The organism is Haploplasma modicum ATCC 29102, assembly GCF_000687835.1.
Classification (GTDB): domain Bacteria; phylum Bacillota_I; class Bacilli_A; order Acholeplasmatales; family Acholeplasmataceae; genus Haploplasma; species Haploplasma modicum.
Map to the genome: position 1 here is coordinate 59,812 of NZ_JHYB01000003.1, position 19,166 is coordinate 78,977.

Below are 19,166 nucleotides of genomic sequence, written 5' to 3' on the forward strand. Positions count from 1 at the left end.
CTATTAAAATTTTTTAATTTCAATCTTGTTGTTTGTAATATATAATACTGTATCTTCTTTTTCAACGCCTAATTTAACAAGTTTATTGTCAACTTCTTTTTGGCTTAATACTGGGTATACACCAAAGAATAGGTTTGCTTTTGGAGCTTCAATATTATTAACTACAGCAACAACAGGTGCACTGACACGATATTTTGATATAACTCTTGCTAATTTATAGCTATCAACAACAACTGCTGCAACATGATAATTTGCTGCTGATACAGCTGCCATAAAACTTAAGTTTTCTAAATCTTCGTTATCACCTTCAAGTGGGAATAAGAATTGATCATATTCTACATAGTCTTGTGTTTTTGTAACAATTCTCTTCATCATTTGAACTGATTCTAATGGATATTTACCAGCTGCCATTTCGCCACTTAACATTACTGAATCTGCACTATCATAAACAGCATTAGCAACGTCTGAAACTTCTGCTCTTGTTGGAACTGGGTTATTTTGCATTGATTCAACCATTTGTGTTGCAACAATTACTAATTTACCCATTTGTCTTGCACGTTCAACCATTTCTTTTTGGTAGTGTGGTAAGTCTTCTGGTAAGATTTCTACCCCTAAGTCTCCACGAGCAACCATGATACCATCTGATGCTTCTAAGATTGAATCTAAGTTATCAATACCTGCTTGGTTTTCAATTTTTGCAATAATTAATGTATCTTCTGAATTATTTTCTTTTAATAATTCTCTAATTTGATTGATGTTATCACCATGTTGGACAAATGATGCTGCAATAAAATCAACTTTTTGTTCTGCACCGAAAATAATATCGTTAATATCTTTTTGTGATAAGAATGGCATATTTACAAGTGTATTTGGTACGTTAACACCACGTCTATTTTTAATTCTGTGTGTGTTTTTTGCTTTAACAACTAATGTTCTTGTTTTATCATCTTTGCTAATAACTTCTGTTTGTAAATAACCATCATCAACAAGAATAACTGTTCCAACTTGAACGTCATCATATAAACCTGGGTAGTTAATTGAGAATGCTTTTTCTGTACCTAAAATTTCTTCGAAATGTAATGTTACTAAACTATCTTTTTCAATTGTAACAGCTCCATTTTCAAATTCATTTGTACGCATTTCTGGTCCTTTTGTATCTAACATTAAAGCTACATTTGTACCAAGTTCTTTGTTTAATTCTCTAACTGTTGTTAGTCTTCTTAAATGTTCTGCATGATCACCATGTGAAAAGTTCATTCTAGCAACATTTAACCCTGCTTTAAATAATTCTCTTAATACATCTTTATTTTCTGAAGCTGGTCCCATTGTACCAACTAATTTTGTTCTTTCCATTGATATTCTCCTTATCATTTTTATTTATTTTTATTATATCATATTTTATTTTATGGTAAATTGAAAACGTTTTTCTACGATACTTCTTTTACCAATTTATATAACGGATTAACTCTTCTTTTGTTATTTAAAACGATGTGTATTGGTAGATAAATTAATTTATCATTTTCAATACCAATAGCAACAGAATGAATATTTTGTTCAAATAAGTCAATTGCATATGAACCCATTCTAGTTGCGATAATTCTATCCGATGGAACTGGTGACCCACCTCTTTGAATATATCCTAGGACTGTCGCATTTGAAGTGAACTTAGATTTTTCAGTAATTTCTTTTGCAAGTTCATGAACATTAAAAATATTTTCTGTAACAACAACAATTGCATGGGTTCTATCTTCTTTTTTATACTCTTTTAACTTATCAATAATATATTCTTTTGATAATGGATTTTCTGGCGTTACTAAAAACTCAGCACCACCTGATAATGCTGCATGAAGCGCTAAATCTCCACATTCACGACCCATTACTTCAATAATTGAACATCTTTGATGAGAAACTGATGTATCTCTTAACTTATCCATTGCTTCAACAATTGTATTTAATGCTGTATGAAAGCCTATTGTATAGTCTGTTCCGTAAATATCATTATCAATTGTCCCAGGTATTGTTACAACTTTTAATCCCATTTTTGACAAATCTAAAGCCCCACGATATGAGCCATCTCCACCAATAACTATTAAACCTTCAATCCCTCTTGCCTTTAGATTATCAATCGCCTTTTGTCTATTAGCTTCTTCTCTAAATTCAGGAAATCTTGCTGTCTTTAAAAATGTTCCCCCAAAAGAAATAATCCCTGACATACTTTTATGTTCTAGTTTAATTAAATCATCATTAACTAATCCATAATAACCATTTAATACTCCATAAAATTCATGTCCTTTATTAATTCCATATCTAACTGCTGCTCTAATTGCTACGTTCATCCCTGGTGCATCGCCACCTGAAGTTAATATTGCTATTTTCATATTGTTAATCACCTGATTTCTTTTTCGTTTTCTTTATTATATCATATTCAAAAAATCTAATAAATAAGATTAAAAAGAAAACACTTACATTGTGTGCAATATTAAAAAAAGTGGTAAAAAAAATAGTTATATGATAGAATAAAGAATGAATAATAAAAAAGGAAATGGTGATTAAATGAAAGAATTAAAAGGTGCCGTATTATTAGGCCAATCAGGTGGTCCAACAAGCGTTATTAATGCTAGTGCTGCCGGTGTTTTCTTAGCTGCTTTAGATAGTCCTCTTGTAACTGAAGTATATGGTGCAGTACACGGGATTAGAGGTGTTTTAAACGAAGAATTCTACGATATGAGACAAGAAGATCGCAGGGAATTAGAATTGTTAAAAAATACACCAAGTTCATCAATTGGTAGTGTTCGTTATAAATTAGCTGATCCAAAAAAAGACGATACAGACTATAAGAGATTATTAGAAGTTTTCAAAAAGTACAACATTCGTTTCTTCTTCTATAACGGTGGTAATGACTCAATGGATACAGCAAGTAAAATCAATGATTTTATGAGAGAATCAGGTTGGGATATGAGAGTTATGGGAGTTCCTAAAACAATCGATAACGATTTATTTGGAACAGACCACTCACCAGGATTTGCAAGTGCTGCAAAATATGTAGCAACAACATTTATGGAACTATACCACGACGCAACTGTATATGATACAAAACAAGTAACAATCGTTGAAGTTATGGGTAGAAATGCTGGTTGGTTAACAGCAGCAAGTCAATTAGCTAAATCATTAGGACAAGGACCAGACTTAATATTCTTACCAGAAGTTGACTTTGACTTAGATTTCTTTAACAAACGCGTTAAAGAAGTTTTAGATGAAAAAGGAAAAGTTATTGTTGCAATTAGTGAAGGTTTAAAAACAAAAGAAGGAAAATATATTCCTGAACTATTTAAATCATTATCAACAGACTCATTTGGACATGCACAACTTGGTGGTGCAGCAGCTGTATTAGCAGACGAAATTAAACAATTATATAACGTAAAAGTACGTCCAATTGAATTTAGTTTAATGCAAAGATCAGCAGCACACTTAGCAAGTGGAACAGACGTAAATGAAGCTTATAATGCAGGTAGAATCGCTGTTGAATCAGCACTAAAAGGTGAATCAGGTAAAATGGTTGGTTTCAAACGTTTATCATCAGCTCCATACGAAATGGAATATGTATTACTTCCATTAAGTCTTGCAGCAAATACAGAACAAACTGTACCATTAGAATGGATCTTACCAAATGCTGAAGGTTTATCACAAGAATTCGTTGACTATGCATTACCACTTATTCAAGGGGATGCAGGTGTTACTTATGAAAATGGTTTACCAAGATTTGCTAAATTAAAAAAAGTAAGAGCTCCAAAACTTTAATTAATAACTTTTAATAAATTAAGTGGATTTTTAAAATCCACTTTTTTATTTTAAAAGTAAGATTTAAAATTGATATTTATACTTTTATTATGTATAATGATGCTTAGATTGATGTGAAAAAACTAGGAGAACATATGAAAAAATTATTAATAGCAAGTGAATTTTTACCCTACAAACATTTAATTAATAATCGATTTGAATATGATTTTGTAACAAATAGTGAATTTGAAAATATAATAAAAAACAACACTTATGACGCCTTTATTTTAAGTGATTGTTTTGTTAATGACTTATTTAAAATAAGAAAAGAAAAAAAGTTTATTAACTCATTTATTGTAACAGTACAAAAAAATGATAACTTCTCTCTTGTTAGTGATTATTTTGTAAAAGATACCTTAAATGAAGATATCTTTAATAGTATTTTAGATATTGTTTACGGAAATAACGCAATTCAAACAGAAGCTTCTATCTCATATTACTTAAAAAAAATACTAGCAGAGAAAGATTCTGATGTTAATACACAAATATATAGAATTCCTTATCTAACTAAATTTTTAGTTGATTTAGTAAAGGGCCATTATGATGAATTACAATATTCAAATGAATATTTTTCAGAAATAATAGACTACTCAATTTTTCATGATTTAGGAAAACTTTGCATTGAAGATAACATAGTTAATTCTACTAGTTCTTATACAGATAAAGAACGTAACAGAATGAAAGAACATTCTAAACTAGGTTTTGAGTTATATAGCGTTATATCTTCCGTCTTTAAAGGATTTAAATCTGATGTTGCAGCTAATATGATTTTATATCATCATGAAAAATATGATGGAACTGGCTATCCAAACAATATAAAAGGTGAAGACATTACATTAGAAGCTAGAATTATTGCAATAGTTGATGTTTATGATGCACTTAGAAGTAAAAGAAAATATAAAAGTCCATTTACTCATGAAGAAGCAATATAAATACTAGAAAAAGAAAAAGGAAAGCATTTTGATCCTTCCTTAATTAGTTTAGTTTTAAAAAATGAAAGAGACTTTGAAGAATTTTATAATACATTAATTTAAAAACATTTTGGATGTTTTTTTATTTATAATTTTCAATAAATTCTTCTAATCTTTTCTCATTTATTGGTTTACTATAATAATATCCTTGTACCATATCACATTTTAACTCTTTTAAAAAACTATCTTGTAATAAGGTTTCCACCCCTTCAGTTACAACTAAAGAATCAAGTTTTCTACTAATATTAATAATATCGCCTATTAAAGATACTTTATTACCATTAGTTATTCTACTTGTAAATGATTTATCAATTTTGATTATGTCAAATTTTAATTCTTGTAAGTAAATTAAATTTGAGTATCTTTTTCCAAAATCATCTAATGCAATTAAAAATCCGATATTTCTTAAATCATTTAATATAATTTCTAATTCTCCTAAATTACTAGCAAAAATTGATTCCGTCACCTCTAAAATTATATTATTAAAAAGTAAGTTATTTTTTTTAACAAGTCCTTTAATATCATTAATAAAATTAATATTGTAAAACTGATTAACCGATATATTTATAGATAATTTGAGTTCACTTTTAAAATTAAGCCTATATCTACTAATAAAATTAAGAGATATATCAATTATTTTTAATCCCAGTTCATATATAAATCGGTTTGATTCAGCAATACTTATAAATTCTGCTGGAGCAATACTTCCATATGATTTGCTGTTAAATCTTGCTAAAGCCTCTACTGCAAAAATACTATTATCTCTTAAATATATAATCGGTTGGTATTCCATATATAAGTTATTTTCCTTACTTTCTATTTCTAAAAGTAATTCATCTTTTATCGTTTGAGTTCTTCTAATTTTATATTCTATTTCTTCTGTAAAATATATTGTATTATACAACCCATCTAGTTCAAGCGCTAATTCTGAAATTTTAATTGCTTTATTAAGAAGCTCTAGTGAATTAAGTTTTTGATAATTAGCAACAATACCTACACCAACACTTATATTTAGTGAAAAATAGTTTGTTAGTTTATCAATAATTTTGTCATTAATTTTATCAACTTCTTCCTTGCTTAATAATGCTTTATAGTAAAAGGCAAAACCATTTTCTTGAATATAAAAAAGTCTAAATTTTTCATTTTCAAACATAATCAAGAAATCTCTGATTTCTTTTTTTATTTTTTGGACGTTCGTAAAACCATAATCCCCATACTTAATATAGAGGTTTTTCATATTTACTAAAAATAAGGTGCCGTTATTATGTTCCTCAATTTCATTTAAAAGAGAGTTTCTGTTAAGTAAGTTTGTTAAACTATCATATTTTATATTATATTCTATCTTGTTATTTAATTCTTTTAGTCTTGTTATATCAAAGATCATCCCTTCAATATACTTTATGTTATCATTTTCATCAAAAACAGCTTCAGCATATTCTAATACCCACTTAATCTTATTTTCCTTAGTTATGATTCTATATTCTAATTGAAAAACTTCTTTTTCTCTTAACTTGTTTTTCATTATAATTCTTGTTTTTTCTAAGTCTTCTTCATAAATAATATCTGCAAAGCTTTTTTGTTTATTATTTAATAATTCATTTTCCTTATACCCTGTTAAATTAAAACATCCTTTCGATAAATAAGTCATTGTATAGTCTTTATCGTCTTTTGATCTATATATTAAACCTGGAAAATTATTAAAAATTAAGTTTTTATTTCTAATTATTTCAATTACTTCAACTTCTTTTTTTCTAAGGTCTGTTATGTTACTAATAAAAAAATAGAAGAGATCTTCTTTTTCATTATAGATTATATAAACATCTAAAAACATATTTAAATCATTCTTACTTTTTGCTTCTAAAGTCATATGATAATTATTTATTTTTTTATTATAAAGATCATTCATCTTTGATTTAATCTTAATTAAATCATTATTACTATAAATTTGATTTAGATCTATTTGTTTAATTTCATCTTCGTTATAACCAAGCAAATTAATTATATATTTATTTAATTTGATGGTTTCTTTTTGATTATTTCTTATTTTCAATAATCCAATTGGCAGATTATCTAATATATCAATTTCATCTGTAATAGTTCTCATATACCAAACCTCTCTTTAATATGTATAATTATATATTTTAATAAAAAAAAATCCTATAATATTACTCAAAATAATATTATAAGATTTCATTAATTGATTCTAAAATATAACTATCTCTTCCTTGATAGATATCTTTTTTAATCGTTATTACAATAATCTTATTTTTATCTATTTCAGTTACACTTTCAATTAGTCTATCAAAAACTAATATATCTAGTTGATTTTTAGAGTCACTTAGTTCTATAAACATCATTTTACTGCCTTTTTTAGTTGTGTGTAATTTTTTATTGATTATTATGCCGCAAGTTTGATATATCCCAGGATTTTTGAGATTTATCTTATCTATTAGTAAGATTTTTTTATTGTTTTTTTCTAGCCTTTTTATTACATGTAAAATATCAAACTTAACATTATAGCCCAGACTCTCTTTTTCATATTTTTGGTTATCAACAAAACTATAATCACTAACTATATTAAAAATATAATCCTTAATGATTTTTTCTGCAAGAACTGTTTCATATGAAATATTTTCGATTAAAGTCTTTCTATTTAAATTTAAAAAATCAAGTGCTCCACTATAAATTAAGTTTGAGAGTTGGCTTTGGTTTATATCATATTTTAATCTTTCTTTAATATCATTATAAGAGGTAAATTTTTGATTACCACGTCTACTTACTAATGATTCATATGTTTTTAAACCAATACCTTTTACTTGCGTAAGTGGCATTATAACACCACCTTTATATATTAGGTACTTATTTGTACTAAGATTTAAATCTGGTGCATAAATCTTAAATCCCATTTGTTTTAATTCATCTAAATAAATAGTTGTTTGGTTTTCATTACCAATTACTGAGTTAAGTAGTACTCTCATAAACTCAAGATAATGATTAGCCTTTAAATAAGCCATTTGATAAGCAACAAGACTATATGAAACGCTATGACTTCTATTAAATCCATAGTCAGCAAATTTTAAAATATATTCAAAAATATCGTTTGCTAGTTTCTTATCATAGCCTTTTTTGATGCTTCCATTTATAAATTTAATACGTTCATTTTCTAAGATTCCTAAATTCTTCTTACTAATTCCTGCTCTTAAACTATCAGCATCAAATAGGCTATATCCAGCAAAAACTTTTGCTATTTCCATAATTTGTTCTTGGTAAATAATAATACCATAAGTACTTTTTAAAATATCTTTTAAATCATCATGAAGATAGTTAAATTTAGCTCCTTCTTTTCTTTTAATATAAACATCAATATTTGCCATAGGTCCTGGTCTAAATAGTGCAAGTGTTGCTACTATATCTTCGAAATTTGAAGGTTTTAATTTTTGTAGTACATTTCTCATCCCATAACTTTCAAGTTGGAAAATACCCGTTGTATCACCACTTGATAAAAGTTTGAAGGTTTTTTCATCTTCTAAGTTTAATCTATCTAAATCAATTTTAATATTTCTCTTTAATAAGTTTTCTAATATTTCTTTAATGATTGCAAGGTTTTTAATTCCTAAAAAGTCAATCTTGATTAATCCTAGTTCCTCAAGAGTTTGTGCATCATACTGACTTTGCATAAATGAAAATGGTCCTTTTTGCAGAGGAATTGATTTAGTTAAATCATTATCACTTAATATTATCCCTGCAGCATGAGTTCCGGTCTGTCTGTATAAACCTTCAATTTTACTTGCAATTAGAGCAACTTCCTTAGTTTCCAAGTCAGATTCTTCAACTTTACCATTTAAAACAGCATTGATTATTCCAACTAATCTATCTTGTTTTACATTTAAAACTCTCGCAATATCTCTAACCGAACTTCTAACAGCAAGAGTACTAAATGTTGAGATTGAGCAAATATGATTATTACCATATTTATTTCTTACATAATCTATGACAAAGTCTCTTTTATTGTCAGGGAAATCAATGTCAATATCAGGCATTGTTACACGATTAGGATTTAAAAATCTTTCAAACATTAAGTTGTATTTTATAGGGTCAACATCAGTTATACCAAGTGAATATGAGACTAATGATCCGGCCGCACTACCACGACCCGGTCCAACTAAAACTCCATTTTTCTTAGCATATAAAATAAAGTCATAAACTATTAAAAAATAATCATTAAACCCTACTTGGTCAATTACTTTTAATTCTTCTTCTAGTCTTTTTATATATTTATTAACTAACTCTTTATTAGTTATATCATTTATTTGTAATCTTCTTTTTAATCCTGCTAATGATAAGTTTGACAAATATTCTTTTTCGCTTAAGTTGTTTGGTGTATCAAACTTTGGCATTCTAAAGTTTATTTTAGGATATATAAAAGTAATACTATTTAAGAAATTATCCAAACTTTCTTTTACTTTAGGATAATTATTGTAGATATCATTTAATTCATCTATTTTAATAAATGATCTTTTCTCATTAGTTAAAAGTTCATTTTTACTATTATCAATCTTAATAAATGCTTCATAAACCTTTTTATCTTCTTCTAGTAAATAATTAGTTTGATGAACTGGAAGTATTTTAAATTTATTTTTTAAATTAATACTTAAAAAGGGAAGTGTAATGTTTAAATCGATTTGATGATTACTAGATACACCTACATAAAAATCATCAAACAATGTACTGTATTGATCAAGGTAATTAACAGCCTCTAATTCATTACCATAAATAATTGTTTTATTAATTAATGAATCAAAACCTGAGCTTACAAAGATTAGACCTTTTTGATAAGTAACTAAATCATACAAACTAAATTTATGGCCTAATTCCTTCATGCTGGATAATTTAAAAAAATTTTCATATCCTTCCTTATTTTTCAAATAAACTAAAAATTTTGTTTGATTTGGTTCTAAAACTTCAATCGGTAATCCAACAATTGGTTTAATGGGAAGGTCTTTAGTTAAATCAAATAATTCTTTAAATCCATGAAGTGATTCATCCGTTAAAGCAATAAATTTATAATTATTTGTTAATGAATAGTCTACTAAATCTTTTAATGGGATTAAACTTTTTAACATACTATATGAGCTTTGTAAATATAATACACCTTGCATTAAATCACCTCTTTACCTAATTATACTAGAAAATATTGTTTTTTTCTTAAATTAAAAAAAGAAGAATTAATCTTCTTTTAAATATTTATCATTATCTTTTTCTACTAATGCGATTAACAGATAAAAAATTACACCAATATATCGATATTCAAAGCCACTATCAGTAGCTGCATGAACTAAATAAATAATAATACCAATCGCTATAAAGTAACGCATTTTATTTCTATTGTCAAATAATAGATCAACAATCTTATATAAAATAACTGCAACAAATAATAAACTAAAAATCCCTCTATTTATAATTATCTGAAATACAAATGAATGGAATGTTGAAAGACCATCTAAAACTGCTCGGTCATATCCCACTCCCTTACCAAAAATAAAGGTTATAGGGTTTTCCATTTCTTTTAAAGCAATTTTATATATTGTAAATCTTCCTGTAGTAAAATCATTAATTTTATTATAAAGATCAGGTAAAACATGCTCGATGCTAACAATAGATCCAATAAAAATTAAAAATGCAAATATTAAAAATATTATTATCCCATACAATAATTTTCTATTTTTTATAAATAGTAATGGAATAAATAAAAAACCAGCTATAATTGCAAAATGTAATCCTGTTGATTTAATTTTAACAATTCCATAAACTATTAAAAAATCAAGCGGTAAATATAATAATGCCCATTTATTTTTTTTGACAGTTGCGTATTTATAAAGTGATGGGATAAAAGCAATACTAAAAACAGTTGCAACAATATTAGGATTTGCCCATAAATGGGATACTGGAAACTTATTTGAGCCTGGAAACCACTGATAGACAATTGAGATTTGAAAACTTATTACTAACAAAAGTAGTGATAAAAACCATGATACTTGTGTGAAATCCACTTTTGATTTACTGCTATTTCTAATAAAGTAATATATTATATATCCCCCTGTAAAAAATCCGATTTCTGACAACCCAACCGAAAAGTCTGGAGACCATATCAAAGTAATTAGACTATACAAAATTAGATAAATCATTGGAAATAAAAGAGTTCCCTTACGTCTATCTTTATTTTTTATCGAGCGAATAAATAATATTAATATCAAGACTGTAAATGTTGAAATATAAAGGAATACATAATTTTTACCTAAAACTGCATTAAATTCCTTACCAAACAATTCCAAATAGATTTTTTTAATAAAATCAAGCATTGCTGGATCTCTCTGACCTGCAATACTAAATAGTGAAAACATTACTAATATTACGGAATCAAATTTAAATATTGCCATTAAAATTAATAATGAGACATATATTATTATATTAATTATTTCATTAATATTAAAAAACCATGTGGCAAATGAAAAACAAGCCATTGAAATAATTAATAACATATTTTTATTTTCTTTAATTTTTTCTATTAAAAAAATGATAATCACCTCTTTTAACTCTTTGCTATTATAACATAAAATTAATAATTATCTAAATGTATCAATTTTTAAGGTATAATACATATAGTATTATATTAAGAAGAGGTTTAAAAATGAATGAATTTATTAACTATATTAAAGACTACTTATCAAACAATTTATTCCTTGTCGTCTTAGGAATTCTTACTTTTTACCAATCTGTGTATATTGTAATTGGATTTTTTAGTAAAAAACGAAAATTTAATGAAACTGAGATTTATAAAAAGTATGCAATTGTAATTGCTGCAAGAAATGAAGAAATGGTTATTGGTAAGTTAATTGACAGTATAAAACAACAAAACTATGATAAAGATAAAATTGATATTTTTGTTGTTGCTGATAACTGTAGCGATAATACTGCAAAAATTGCAAGAGAACATGGGGCAATCGTTTATGAGCGATTTGATGAGACAAAAAAAAGAAAAGGCTGGGCTTTAGAATTTTTATTTGAACAAATAAAAAGGGATTACGGAATAAGCAGTTTTGATGGTTATATTTTCTTTGATGCTGATAATTTAGTTCATAAAAACTTTGTTCATGAAATTAATAAAGCATTTGTTGAAAAAGGTGGAATTGTAACAGGCTACCGTAATATTAAAAATTTTGATACAAACTTGATCTCTAGTGCCTACGGCATTCACTTCTACCGCAGTGTAGTTAACTATCATCGTCCTAGACAAAGACTAAATCTTGGTACTCATATTGCTGGTACCGGCTATGTGATTGATTCTAAGCTTTTATTAGATGGTTGGAACTTTCATGGATTAACTGAAGATACTGAACTTACACTTTATTATTCGTCAAAGGGTGAAAAAATATCATTTTGTGAAGATGCTATATTTTATGATGAGCAACCAACTAATTTCTTTGTTGCTTTTAGACAAAGATTAAGATGGACAAGAGGAAGACTCGATGCTTTTATTAAAACATTTCCAAGACTTATTGTAAGTACTTTTAAAAGACTAAGTTTTACCACATATGATTTATTCTTTTATGGATTTCCATGGCCCTTCTATACCTTGATAAAGTTTATCTTTTATCCAATCATTATTGGCATAATCGCAAAAGAAATAACAACAGGTGTATTTTGGCTAGATTTCTTAAAAGTCTTACTATCAACATTTGCTAGTCTTTATTTAGTAAATTTCTTGCATGGGTTACTTGTTGTAATTAGAGAATCTAAAAATATTCCAGTTAAGACATACAAAAAAATAATTGCAGTATTTACTTACCCTTGGTTTAATATGATAACAATGTTTTTAGCCTTAGGAGTTATCATTAAACCTAATGTTAAATGGACTAGAATTGTTCATGATGATAAAAGATCAATTGAAGATATAGAAAAAGAAAACTAAAAAGTTTTCTTTTTTTTACTTAAGATTTTAATTTTTTTGTTATATCTTCGATTTCATCAATAATATCGCTTATTATTTTAATTGTATCTAAGAGTGGTTTATCCGTTTCTAAGTCAATATCAACCATTTTAGCAAGTTCTAATGGCTTTTTACTACCACCAGCACTTAACATGTTAATCCAATCGTTAAAGCTAATCTCATTATTTTTAATTTTATTAAATGCAAGTGTTGAAATAGTTAATCCTGCACTATATGTATATGGATATAATCCCATAAAATAATGGGGTTGTCTCATCCAGGTTAATCCTGCATAGTCATTTATTTCAACATCATCTTTCCAGAAATCTTTTAAGACATTTAGTTTTAAGGTTTTTAAAACTTTGGCGTTAAGTGGCTTTTTAGCATCTACATAACGATAAACTTCTCTTTGATAAGCGGCTTCTAAGAGGTGAGTTACAAAGTTATGATAATAAGTTCTTGAAATAAGATTTGATAAAACCCATCTTCTAAATCTTAAATCATTTCTTTCTTTACTTAAATAGTCAGCCATAATAAGTTCATTTATTGTTGATGGCGCTTCAATCATATATAAGCTTGATCTTGTATTTAAGATTGTTTGATTTTTACCTGCAAAATAAAAATGGCCAGCATGTCCTAATTCATGCGCTAAAACAAACACTTCATCCATTTTGTTATTCCAGTTTAATAAAATATATGATCCCTTATTATAAGGGCTAGAACAAAATCCACCGGTTGATTTACCAACATTTTGTGGAAAATCAATCCATCTATTATTTAGTGCATCATTTACTAAGTTACTATATTCACTGCCATATACACTAAGTGCTTCTTTTGCATATTCCTTAGATTTCTCAATTGATATTTCTGGTTCAAACTCATAATCTACTGGTAAGTGAAGATCCGCATAAGTCATTTTATCAAGGCTATAAATATCTTTTAAGAGCCTTGCAAATTTACGCATTGGTCCACTTAAATGTTCCATAATTAAATCAATTTGACGGTCATACATATCTTTAGATACTTTTTGATTAACTAATAAATAATCAATCACTGAATCGTAGCCTTTTAAATTACTATAGGCTTTTTCAGTTAATACTTTTGTTCGGTAGTTATTTGCAAGTCCATTTTCATAATTTGATAGTTCTTTATAAAAACTCTCAAATGCCGCTCTTCTAACATCATGGTTTAATTCATATTGCCATTCATTTTCAAAGAGTGTAAATGATTGTTTAAATGATTTATCTAATACTTTAAACTCCTCAAACTTCATATCAGCAAACTTAAACATTTGATAGTTTGCATATGGTGCACTAAAGACATCAGAAAACTCAGAGAGTGCTTGACTCACTTTTGGATCAATCATATGTTTTTTCTCTATTATTAAATCATTTAAAAAAGATTCATAGGTAATATCTAGTTTTATCGCTTCATTAATTAATAACTCATCAAGCATTAAAAGGTTTGAATTATAAAATGTTAGTTTAATATCTAAATCGCTTGCTAATATACTATATTCACCTTGTCTTTTTAAGTTTTCTTCACTACTTATATCAACACTTGAATGAAGACTTTGATAAGTTCCAGTATAAGTCATTAGTTTTAATATTTCTTCATAGTCTTTAATTGACTTAATCAAAGTTTTACTATCATTTATTTTATTTTCATAATTTTCTTTAAATGAATCAACTAGCCTATTTAAAAGATTTAAAGCTTCTAAATAATCTTGCTCTGTTTTAAACAGTCTTGTTAGATCCCATGTATCATTTATATTTAGTTCATTTCTTTTTAGTATTTTTTTCATGTTAATTTATCCTTTATAATATTTTATTACCACTTGCAAAATAGATTTCATACCATTCTTCTCTTGTTAGATTAATTTCAATTCCTTTGGCGCATTCAACAATTCTACTTGGTGTCATTGTGCCAATAATTGTTTGCATTTTTGCAGGATGTCTATTAATCCAAGCTACACTAATTGCAGTCTTAGTTGTATTATATTTTTTAGCAATTTCTTCTAACTTTTCGTTTAGTAATGGAAACTTAGGATTATCAACAAAGACTCCTTCATATCTACCAAATTGGAATGGACTCCATGCTTGAATAGTAATATTATGTTCTCGCATATAATCTAAAATACCAATCGAATGATATCCACTATCATATAAGTTTGTATTAACAAAAACACCTGTTGTTGCCATATCTGCATGCATTATTGAAAATTGAAGCTGGTTTGCTATTAAATCAAAGTCTAGTCTTGATTTTAAATATGAGACTTGGTTTTGATGCATATTTGAAACACCAAAATTTCTAACCTTACCATTTTTATGTAATATTTTAAATGCCTCATTAATTTCTTCAGGTTCCCACAACATATCTGGTCTGTGAAGTAATAGACTATCTAGGTATGTTGTATTAAGTCTTTCTAATATTTCATCGACTGTTTTTAAAATATGTTCTTTACTAAAATTATATTGAATTCCTGGCATAATACCAACTTTAGATTGAAGATAATATGTACTTCTGTCAACATTTAGTTCCTTCATTGCTTTTGCAAAAATTATTTCACTTTCACCTTTCCCATAAATATCTGCATGATCAAAAAAATTTATTCCAACACTAAAAGCTGTCTTTAAAATTTCCTTTGCTTCATCTATTGTCTTAGTAGCAAGTCTCATTAATCCCAGTGACAATCTACTTGCTTTAATATTTGATTTCCCAATATATTCATATTTCATATTATCAATCTCCTTTTATTTATTATATCATAATAAAAATATGATTATTTAAACAAAAAAGAATCTCTTATTAAAAGAAATTCTTTATTTTATCTTATTTAGAAGAAAGGTTTTGTTGTAAAGTCTAGATTTGAATGTTTAAGTGAAAAGAAATTATCTTTAATAACATAACTACTCCTCAGATTGATATTGACTTAAAAATAATTTTGAATATAAACCATTATTATTTAGTAACTCATCATGCTTTCCATATTCTACTATATTGCCTTTATCCATAACGATAATAATATCGGAATCGACAATCGTTTTTAAACGGTGAGCAATAATAAAACTTGTTCTATCTTTCATCACTAAATCGAATGTTTTTTGAATATCTTGTTCCATCAAACTATCTATACTCGATGTTGCCTCATCTAAGATTAACATAGGCGGATCAATTACTAATGCTCTTGCTATAGTTAATAATTGTTTTTGACCCGTTGATAAATTACTATTTTCATCAAGTTTAGTCAAATAACCATCTTTTAAGTTCATAATAAAATCATGGCAGTTTGCCTTCTTTGCAGCAATAATTACTTCTTCATCAGTTGCTTCTTTCTTACCATATTTTAAGTTATCTAATATTGAACCACTAAATAACCATGGTTCTTGTAATACAAGGCCAAAACTTAGTCTTAAAGCCTTTCTATTATAATCTTTGATATCTTTATCATCTAACTTGATACTACCTTCTCTAACATCATAAAAACGCATTAATAAGTTAATCATTGTTGATTTACCAGCACCAGTTGGTCCGACAATAGCAACCTTTTGTCCTGGATTAACCGTTAAACTAAAATTCTCAATTAAACTAACTTTTTTATTATAACTAAAAAAGACGTTTTCAAATACCACTTTACCTCTACTTGCTCGGTCTTTAATATTAAAAGGAGTAACTTCTTCTTCAACGTGATTATCAATAACTTCAAAAATACGTTTCATTCCAGCCTTTCCCGCCATAAAATTAGCTGTAAGTGAGCTATAGTCATTAAAAGGTCTTTGGAACATTTGAGCATACATAATCATGCTAGTTAGAACCGATACTTCAATTATATTTCCACCTTTTGTTAAGATGATTGAAACAAGTCCTAACATCGCAAAAGCAATGTTATTAAATAAGCGGTATGTTGGATTATTAATCGATGCTACAAAATATGCTTTGGTAGAAACACTCGATAATTCATCATTAATTTCTTTAAAATTAGCTTTTGCCTTATCTTGATAACTATATGCTTCAATTAATTTTTTTTCATCAAAATACTCTTTTGCTGATGCTGTTAAATTACCAGTTAAACTTTGTAATTTAAAAAATCTTTTACCACTTTTATTTCTTGTTAATTTTGAATAAATAAAAATTATTGGTACTACCGCTAATACAACTAAAGTTAGGTAAATATTTAAATAAATCATTAAAATTAACGATAAAATAACAGTTGTCCCACCTTGGAAGATATTCATGAAAAACTGTGATAATGAATCAAAGATTAAATCAATATCTTGTGAAAATCTATTCATTATATCACCGGTTTGTACACCGTCTAAGTATTTAATCTTAGAGTGAGTAACAACATTAAAAGCTTTAGTTCTAAGGTTTTTAGTAACGAGTGTTGCATAGTTATGGCTACATGCCTGACTTAGATATAAAGTTGCTGAACCTAAGACATAAAATATAGCTATTACTATTAATTTAGAAATAACATTGTTAAAATCAACACTTCCTTTAATTAAGGTTCCAATTAATCTACCAATTAATAACGGATTAATTAAAATCATAATATTACCAATAATTGAAGTTATCAAGTTTAAAACTAACCATTTTTTTGCACCTTTTGAATAAGGTAATAATTGCATTACAACTTCTAACATTAATTATCACCTCCAACTTGTGAAAGGTATAATCTATGATATAACTGGTTGTTTTTTAGTAACTCATGATGAGTTCCTATCCCAATTACTTTTCCTGAATCAATTACAATTATCTTATCTGCATTATAAATACTACTTAATCTTTGACTAATAAATATTCTTGTCTGATTATTTTTTTCCTTATTTAATTTAGTTCTAATATTTAAATCAGTTACATAATCTAATGCACTAAATACATCATCTAAAATTAAGAGACTACCATTTTTAGCAAGTGCTCTTGCAAGTTGAACTCTTTGTCTTTGTCCTCCAGAAAAATTACTGCCACCTCTTGAAACTAGAGAGTGTATGCCATTTTCTTTTTGATAAACAAAATTGGCATTTGCAATATCAATAGATTTTTCTACTAAACCCTTATCCATTTCATTGCCCATTGTAATATTATCAATTATATTACCTTGTAACATTGCAGCTTTTTGCTGTGCATAGGCAATCTTTTCACGTAAACTTTCAATTTTATATTCTTTAATATCTTTATCATTAATTAAAATAGTTCCTTCTTTAGTGTCATAAAATCTCATTAATAAATCAACTAATGTTGATTTTCCACTACCAGTTAGACCAACAATTCCAACAGTCTCACCTTCATTTATGATGAAATCTAAGTTATTTAAAACATAGTTTTTATTATCACCGTAACCAAAAGAAACATTCTTAAATTCAATTTTCATCGGTTTATCAAGTACTAAATCATTGCCACTATCAATAATGCTAAAGTCTTTATCTAATACCTCATTAATTCTAGTTTTAGATGTTGCTGCTTTTGTATACATTAAAATTAAATTCATAACCCCGACAATCGAGAAAGAAAGTTGAGTCGTATAGTTAATTGCTTGTAGTAACTGTCCATCTGTCATATTACCAACATTAATTTCAAATGATGCAAAATAGATCATAAATACTAGTAAAATATTTAAGATTACTACAGTAATTGGACTTGAAAGCGAAGTAATTCTACCTAGTTTAATCATAACTTCACTCATAACATCATTTCTATTTTTAAATCTAGACTCTTCATGTTCTTCTTGAGCAAAAGCTCTAATCATTCTAGACCCTTCAACATTGTCTTTAACAACATCAACTAGGCGGTCATTATTGATTTGAAATTTTCTAAAAATTTTAATTGATAAAAACATAATAACAACAAGAATTGATATTAAGATGGGTAGACCAATAATTAGTATAATTGCTAGTTTTGGACTTACTAAAAATAATGCAATAATACTACCGATCATTAGTACCGGTGCTCTACTTGCAATTCTTATAGTCATACTTAAACTATTTTGTAAGTTATTAACATCCATATTTAATCTATTAATTAAACTACTTGAAGAAAAAGTATTACTATCTTCTACTGGTAGATCAATTACTTTATTAAATAATGCCTCTCTTAATTCCTTTGCAAATTCTTGTCCCACTTTAGCAGCAGCGTACTGAGAATAAAGTGTCGTTAAATAACCGAAAAATGCAAAACAAACTATTAATATAACCATCTTTATACCAAAATTATAGTCACTGTTTTTTAATCCTTGTTCCATTATTTTTGCCATTAATACTGGTAGAAATAATTCAGTAATAACTTCAAAAGTTTTAAATACAAAACCTGATATAAATGTTAAACGATACTTAACAAACTTCATTAATCCCAATTAAACCACTCCTTTACATGAA

General features: G+C 27.0%; 12 protein-coding genes. 3 read left to right on the top strand and 9 right to left on the bottom strand.

Annotation, left to right across the window (positions count from 1 at the left end; all coding sequences use genetic code 11):
- Positions 1–3: 3 nt before the first annotated feature.
- Together pyk and pfkA are read right to left on the bottom strand one after the other, a co-directional pair.
- Positions 4–1,353 carry a pyruvate kinase gene (pyk, locus tag T352_RS0102870; protein WP_026391681.1) on the bottom strand — a complete coding sequence of 450 codons (1,350 nt, stop codon included), beginning with the start codon at positions 1,351–1,353 and terminating at the stop codon, positions 4–6.
- A 74-nt stretch (positions 1,354–1,427) separates the two neighbouring features.
- A complete protein-coding gene (pfkA, locus tag T352_RS0102875) occupies positions 1,428–2,378 on the bottom strand; it encodes a 6-phosphofructokinase (protein WP_026391682.1) in 951 nt (316 codons plus the stop codon).
- Between the two features lie 175 nt (positions 2,379–2,553).
- Here pfkA and T352_RS0102880 point away from each other — a divergent pair, with 175 nt between their 5' ends.
- Positions 2,554–3,798 (top strand): 6-phosphofructokinase, encoded by a 1,245-nt coding sequence (locus tag T352_RS0102880; RefSeq protein ID WP_026391683.1) that lies wholly within the window; start codon positions 2,554–2,556, stop codon positions 3,796–3,798.
- 134 nt (positions 3,799–3,932) lie between these two features.
- The gene (locus tag T352_RS06850; protein WP_026391684.1) at positions 3,933–4,769 is read left to right on the top strand and encodes an HD-GYP domain-containing protein; all 837 of its coding nucleotides are present in this window, start codon (positions 3,933–3,935) and stop codon (positions 4,767–4,769) included.
- Between the two features lie 121 nt (positions 4,770–4,890).
- On the opposite strand, the gene T352_RS0102890 is transcribed toward T352_RS06850, so the two are convergent.
- From T352_RS0102890 to T352_RS0102900, 3 genes are all read right to left on the bottom strand, one after another.
- On the bottom strand, positions 4,891–6,912 hold the full coding sequence (locus tag T352_RS0102890; RefSeq protein WP_026391685.1) for an EAL domain-containing protein: 2,022 nt from the start codon (positions 6,910–6,912) through the stop codon (positions 4,891–4,893).
- A 76-nt stretch (positions 6,913–6,988) separates the two neighbouring features.
- A complete protein-coding gene (locus T352_RS06330) occupies positions 6,989–9,967 on the bottom strand; it encodes a DNA polymerase III subunit alpha (protein WP_051615785.1) in 2,979 nt (992 codons plus the stop codon).
- Between the two features lie 66 nt (positions 9,968–10,033).
- Positions 10,034–11,392, bottom strand: coding sequence for an O-antigen ligase family protein (locus T352_RS0102900; RefSeq protein WP_026391686.1), 1,359 nt, complete (start codon positions 11,390–11,392; stop codon positions 10,034–10,036).
- A gap of 104 nt (positions 11,393–11,496) precedes the next feature.
- Between T352_RS0102900 and T352_RS06335 the strand changes: the two genes are divergently transcribed.
- Positions 11,497–12,777, top strand: coding sequence for a glycosyltransferase family 2 protein (locus T352_RS06335; protein ID WP_051615786.1), 1,281 nt, complete (start codon positions 11,497–11,499; stop codon positions 12,775–12,777).
- A gap of 19 nt (positions 12,778–12,796) precedes the next feature.
- Here the strand turns inward: T352_RS06335 and pepF are convergent, their stop codons facing one another.
- From pepF to T352_RS0102925, 4 genes are all read right to left on the bottom strand, one after another.
- Positions 12,797–14,599 (bottom strand): oligoendopeptidase F, encoded by a 1,803-nt coding sequence (pepF, locus tag T352_RS0102910; protein ID WP_026391687.1) that lies wholly within the window; start codon positions 14,597–14,599, stop codon positions 12,797–12,799.
- A 13-nt stretch (positions 14,600–14,612) separates the two neighbouring features.
- Positions 14,613–15,533 (bottom strand): aldo/keto reductase, encoded by a 921-nt coding sequence (locus T352_RS0102915; RefSeq protein WP_026391688.1) that lies wholly within the window; start codon positions 15,531–15,533, stop codon positions 14,613–14,615.
- A 171-nt stretch (positions 15,534–15,704) separates the two neighbouring features.
- Positions 15,705–17,438 carry an ABC transporter ATP-binding protein gene (locus tag T352_RS0102920; protein WP_051615787.1) on the bottom strand — a complete coding sequence of 578 codons (1,734 nt, stop codon included), beginning with the start codon at positions 17,436–17,438 and terminating at the stop codon, positions 15,705–15,707.
- On the bottom strand, positions 17,438–19,135 hold the full coding sequence (locus T352_RS0102925) for an ABC transporter ATP-binding protein (protein WP_026391690.1): 1,698 nt from the start codon (positions 19,133–19,135) through the stop codon (positions 17,438–17,440). The genes T352_RS0102920 and T352_RS0102925 overlap by 1 nt, the downstream gene beginning before the upstream one ends.
- Between the last annotated feature and the right edge of the window lie 31 nt (positions 19,136–19,166).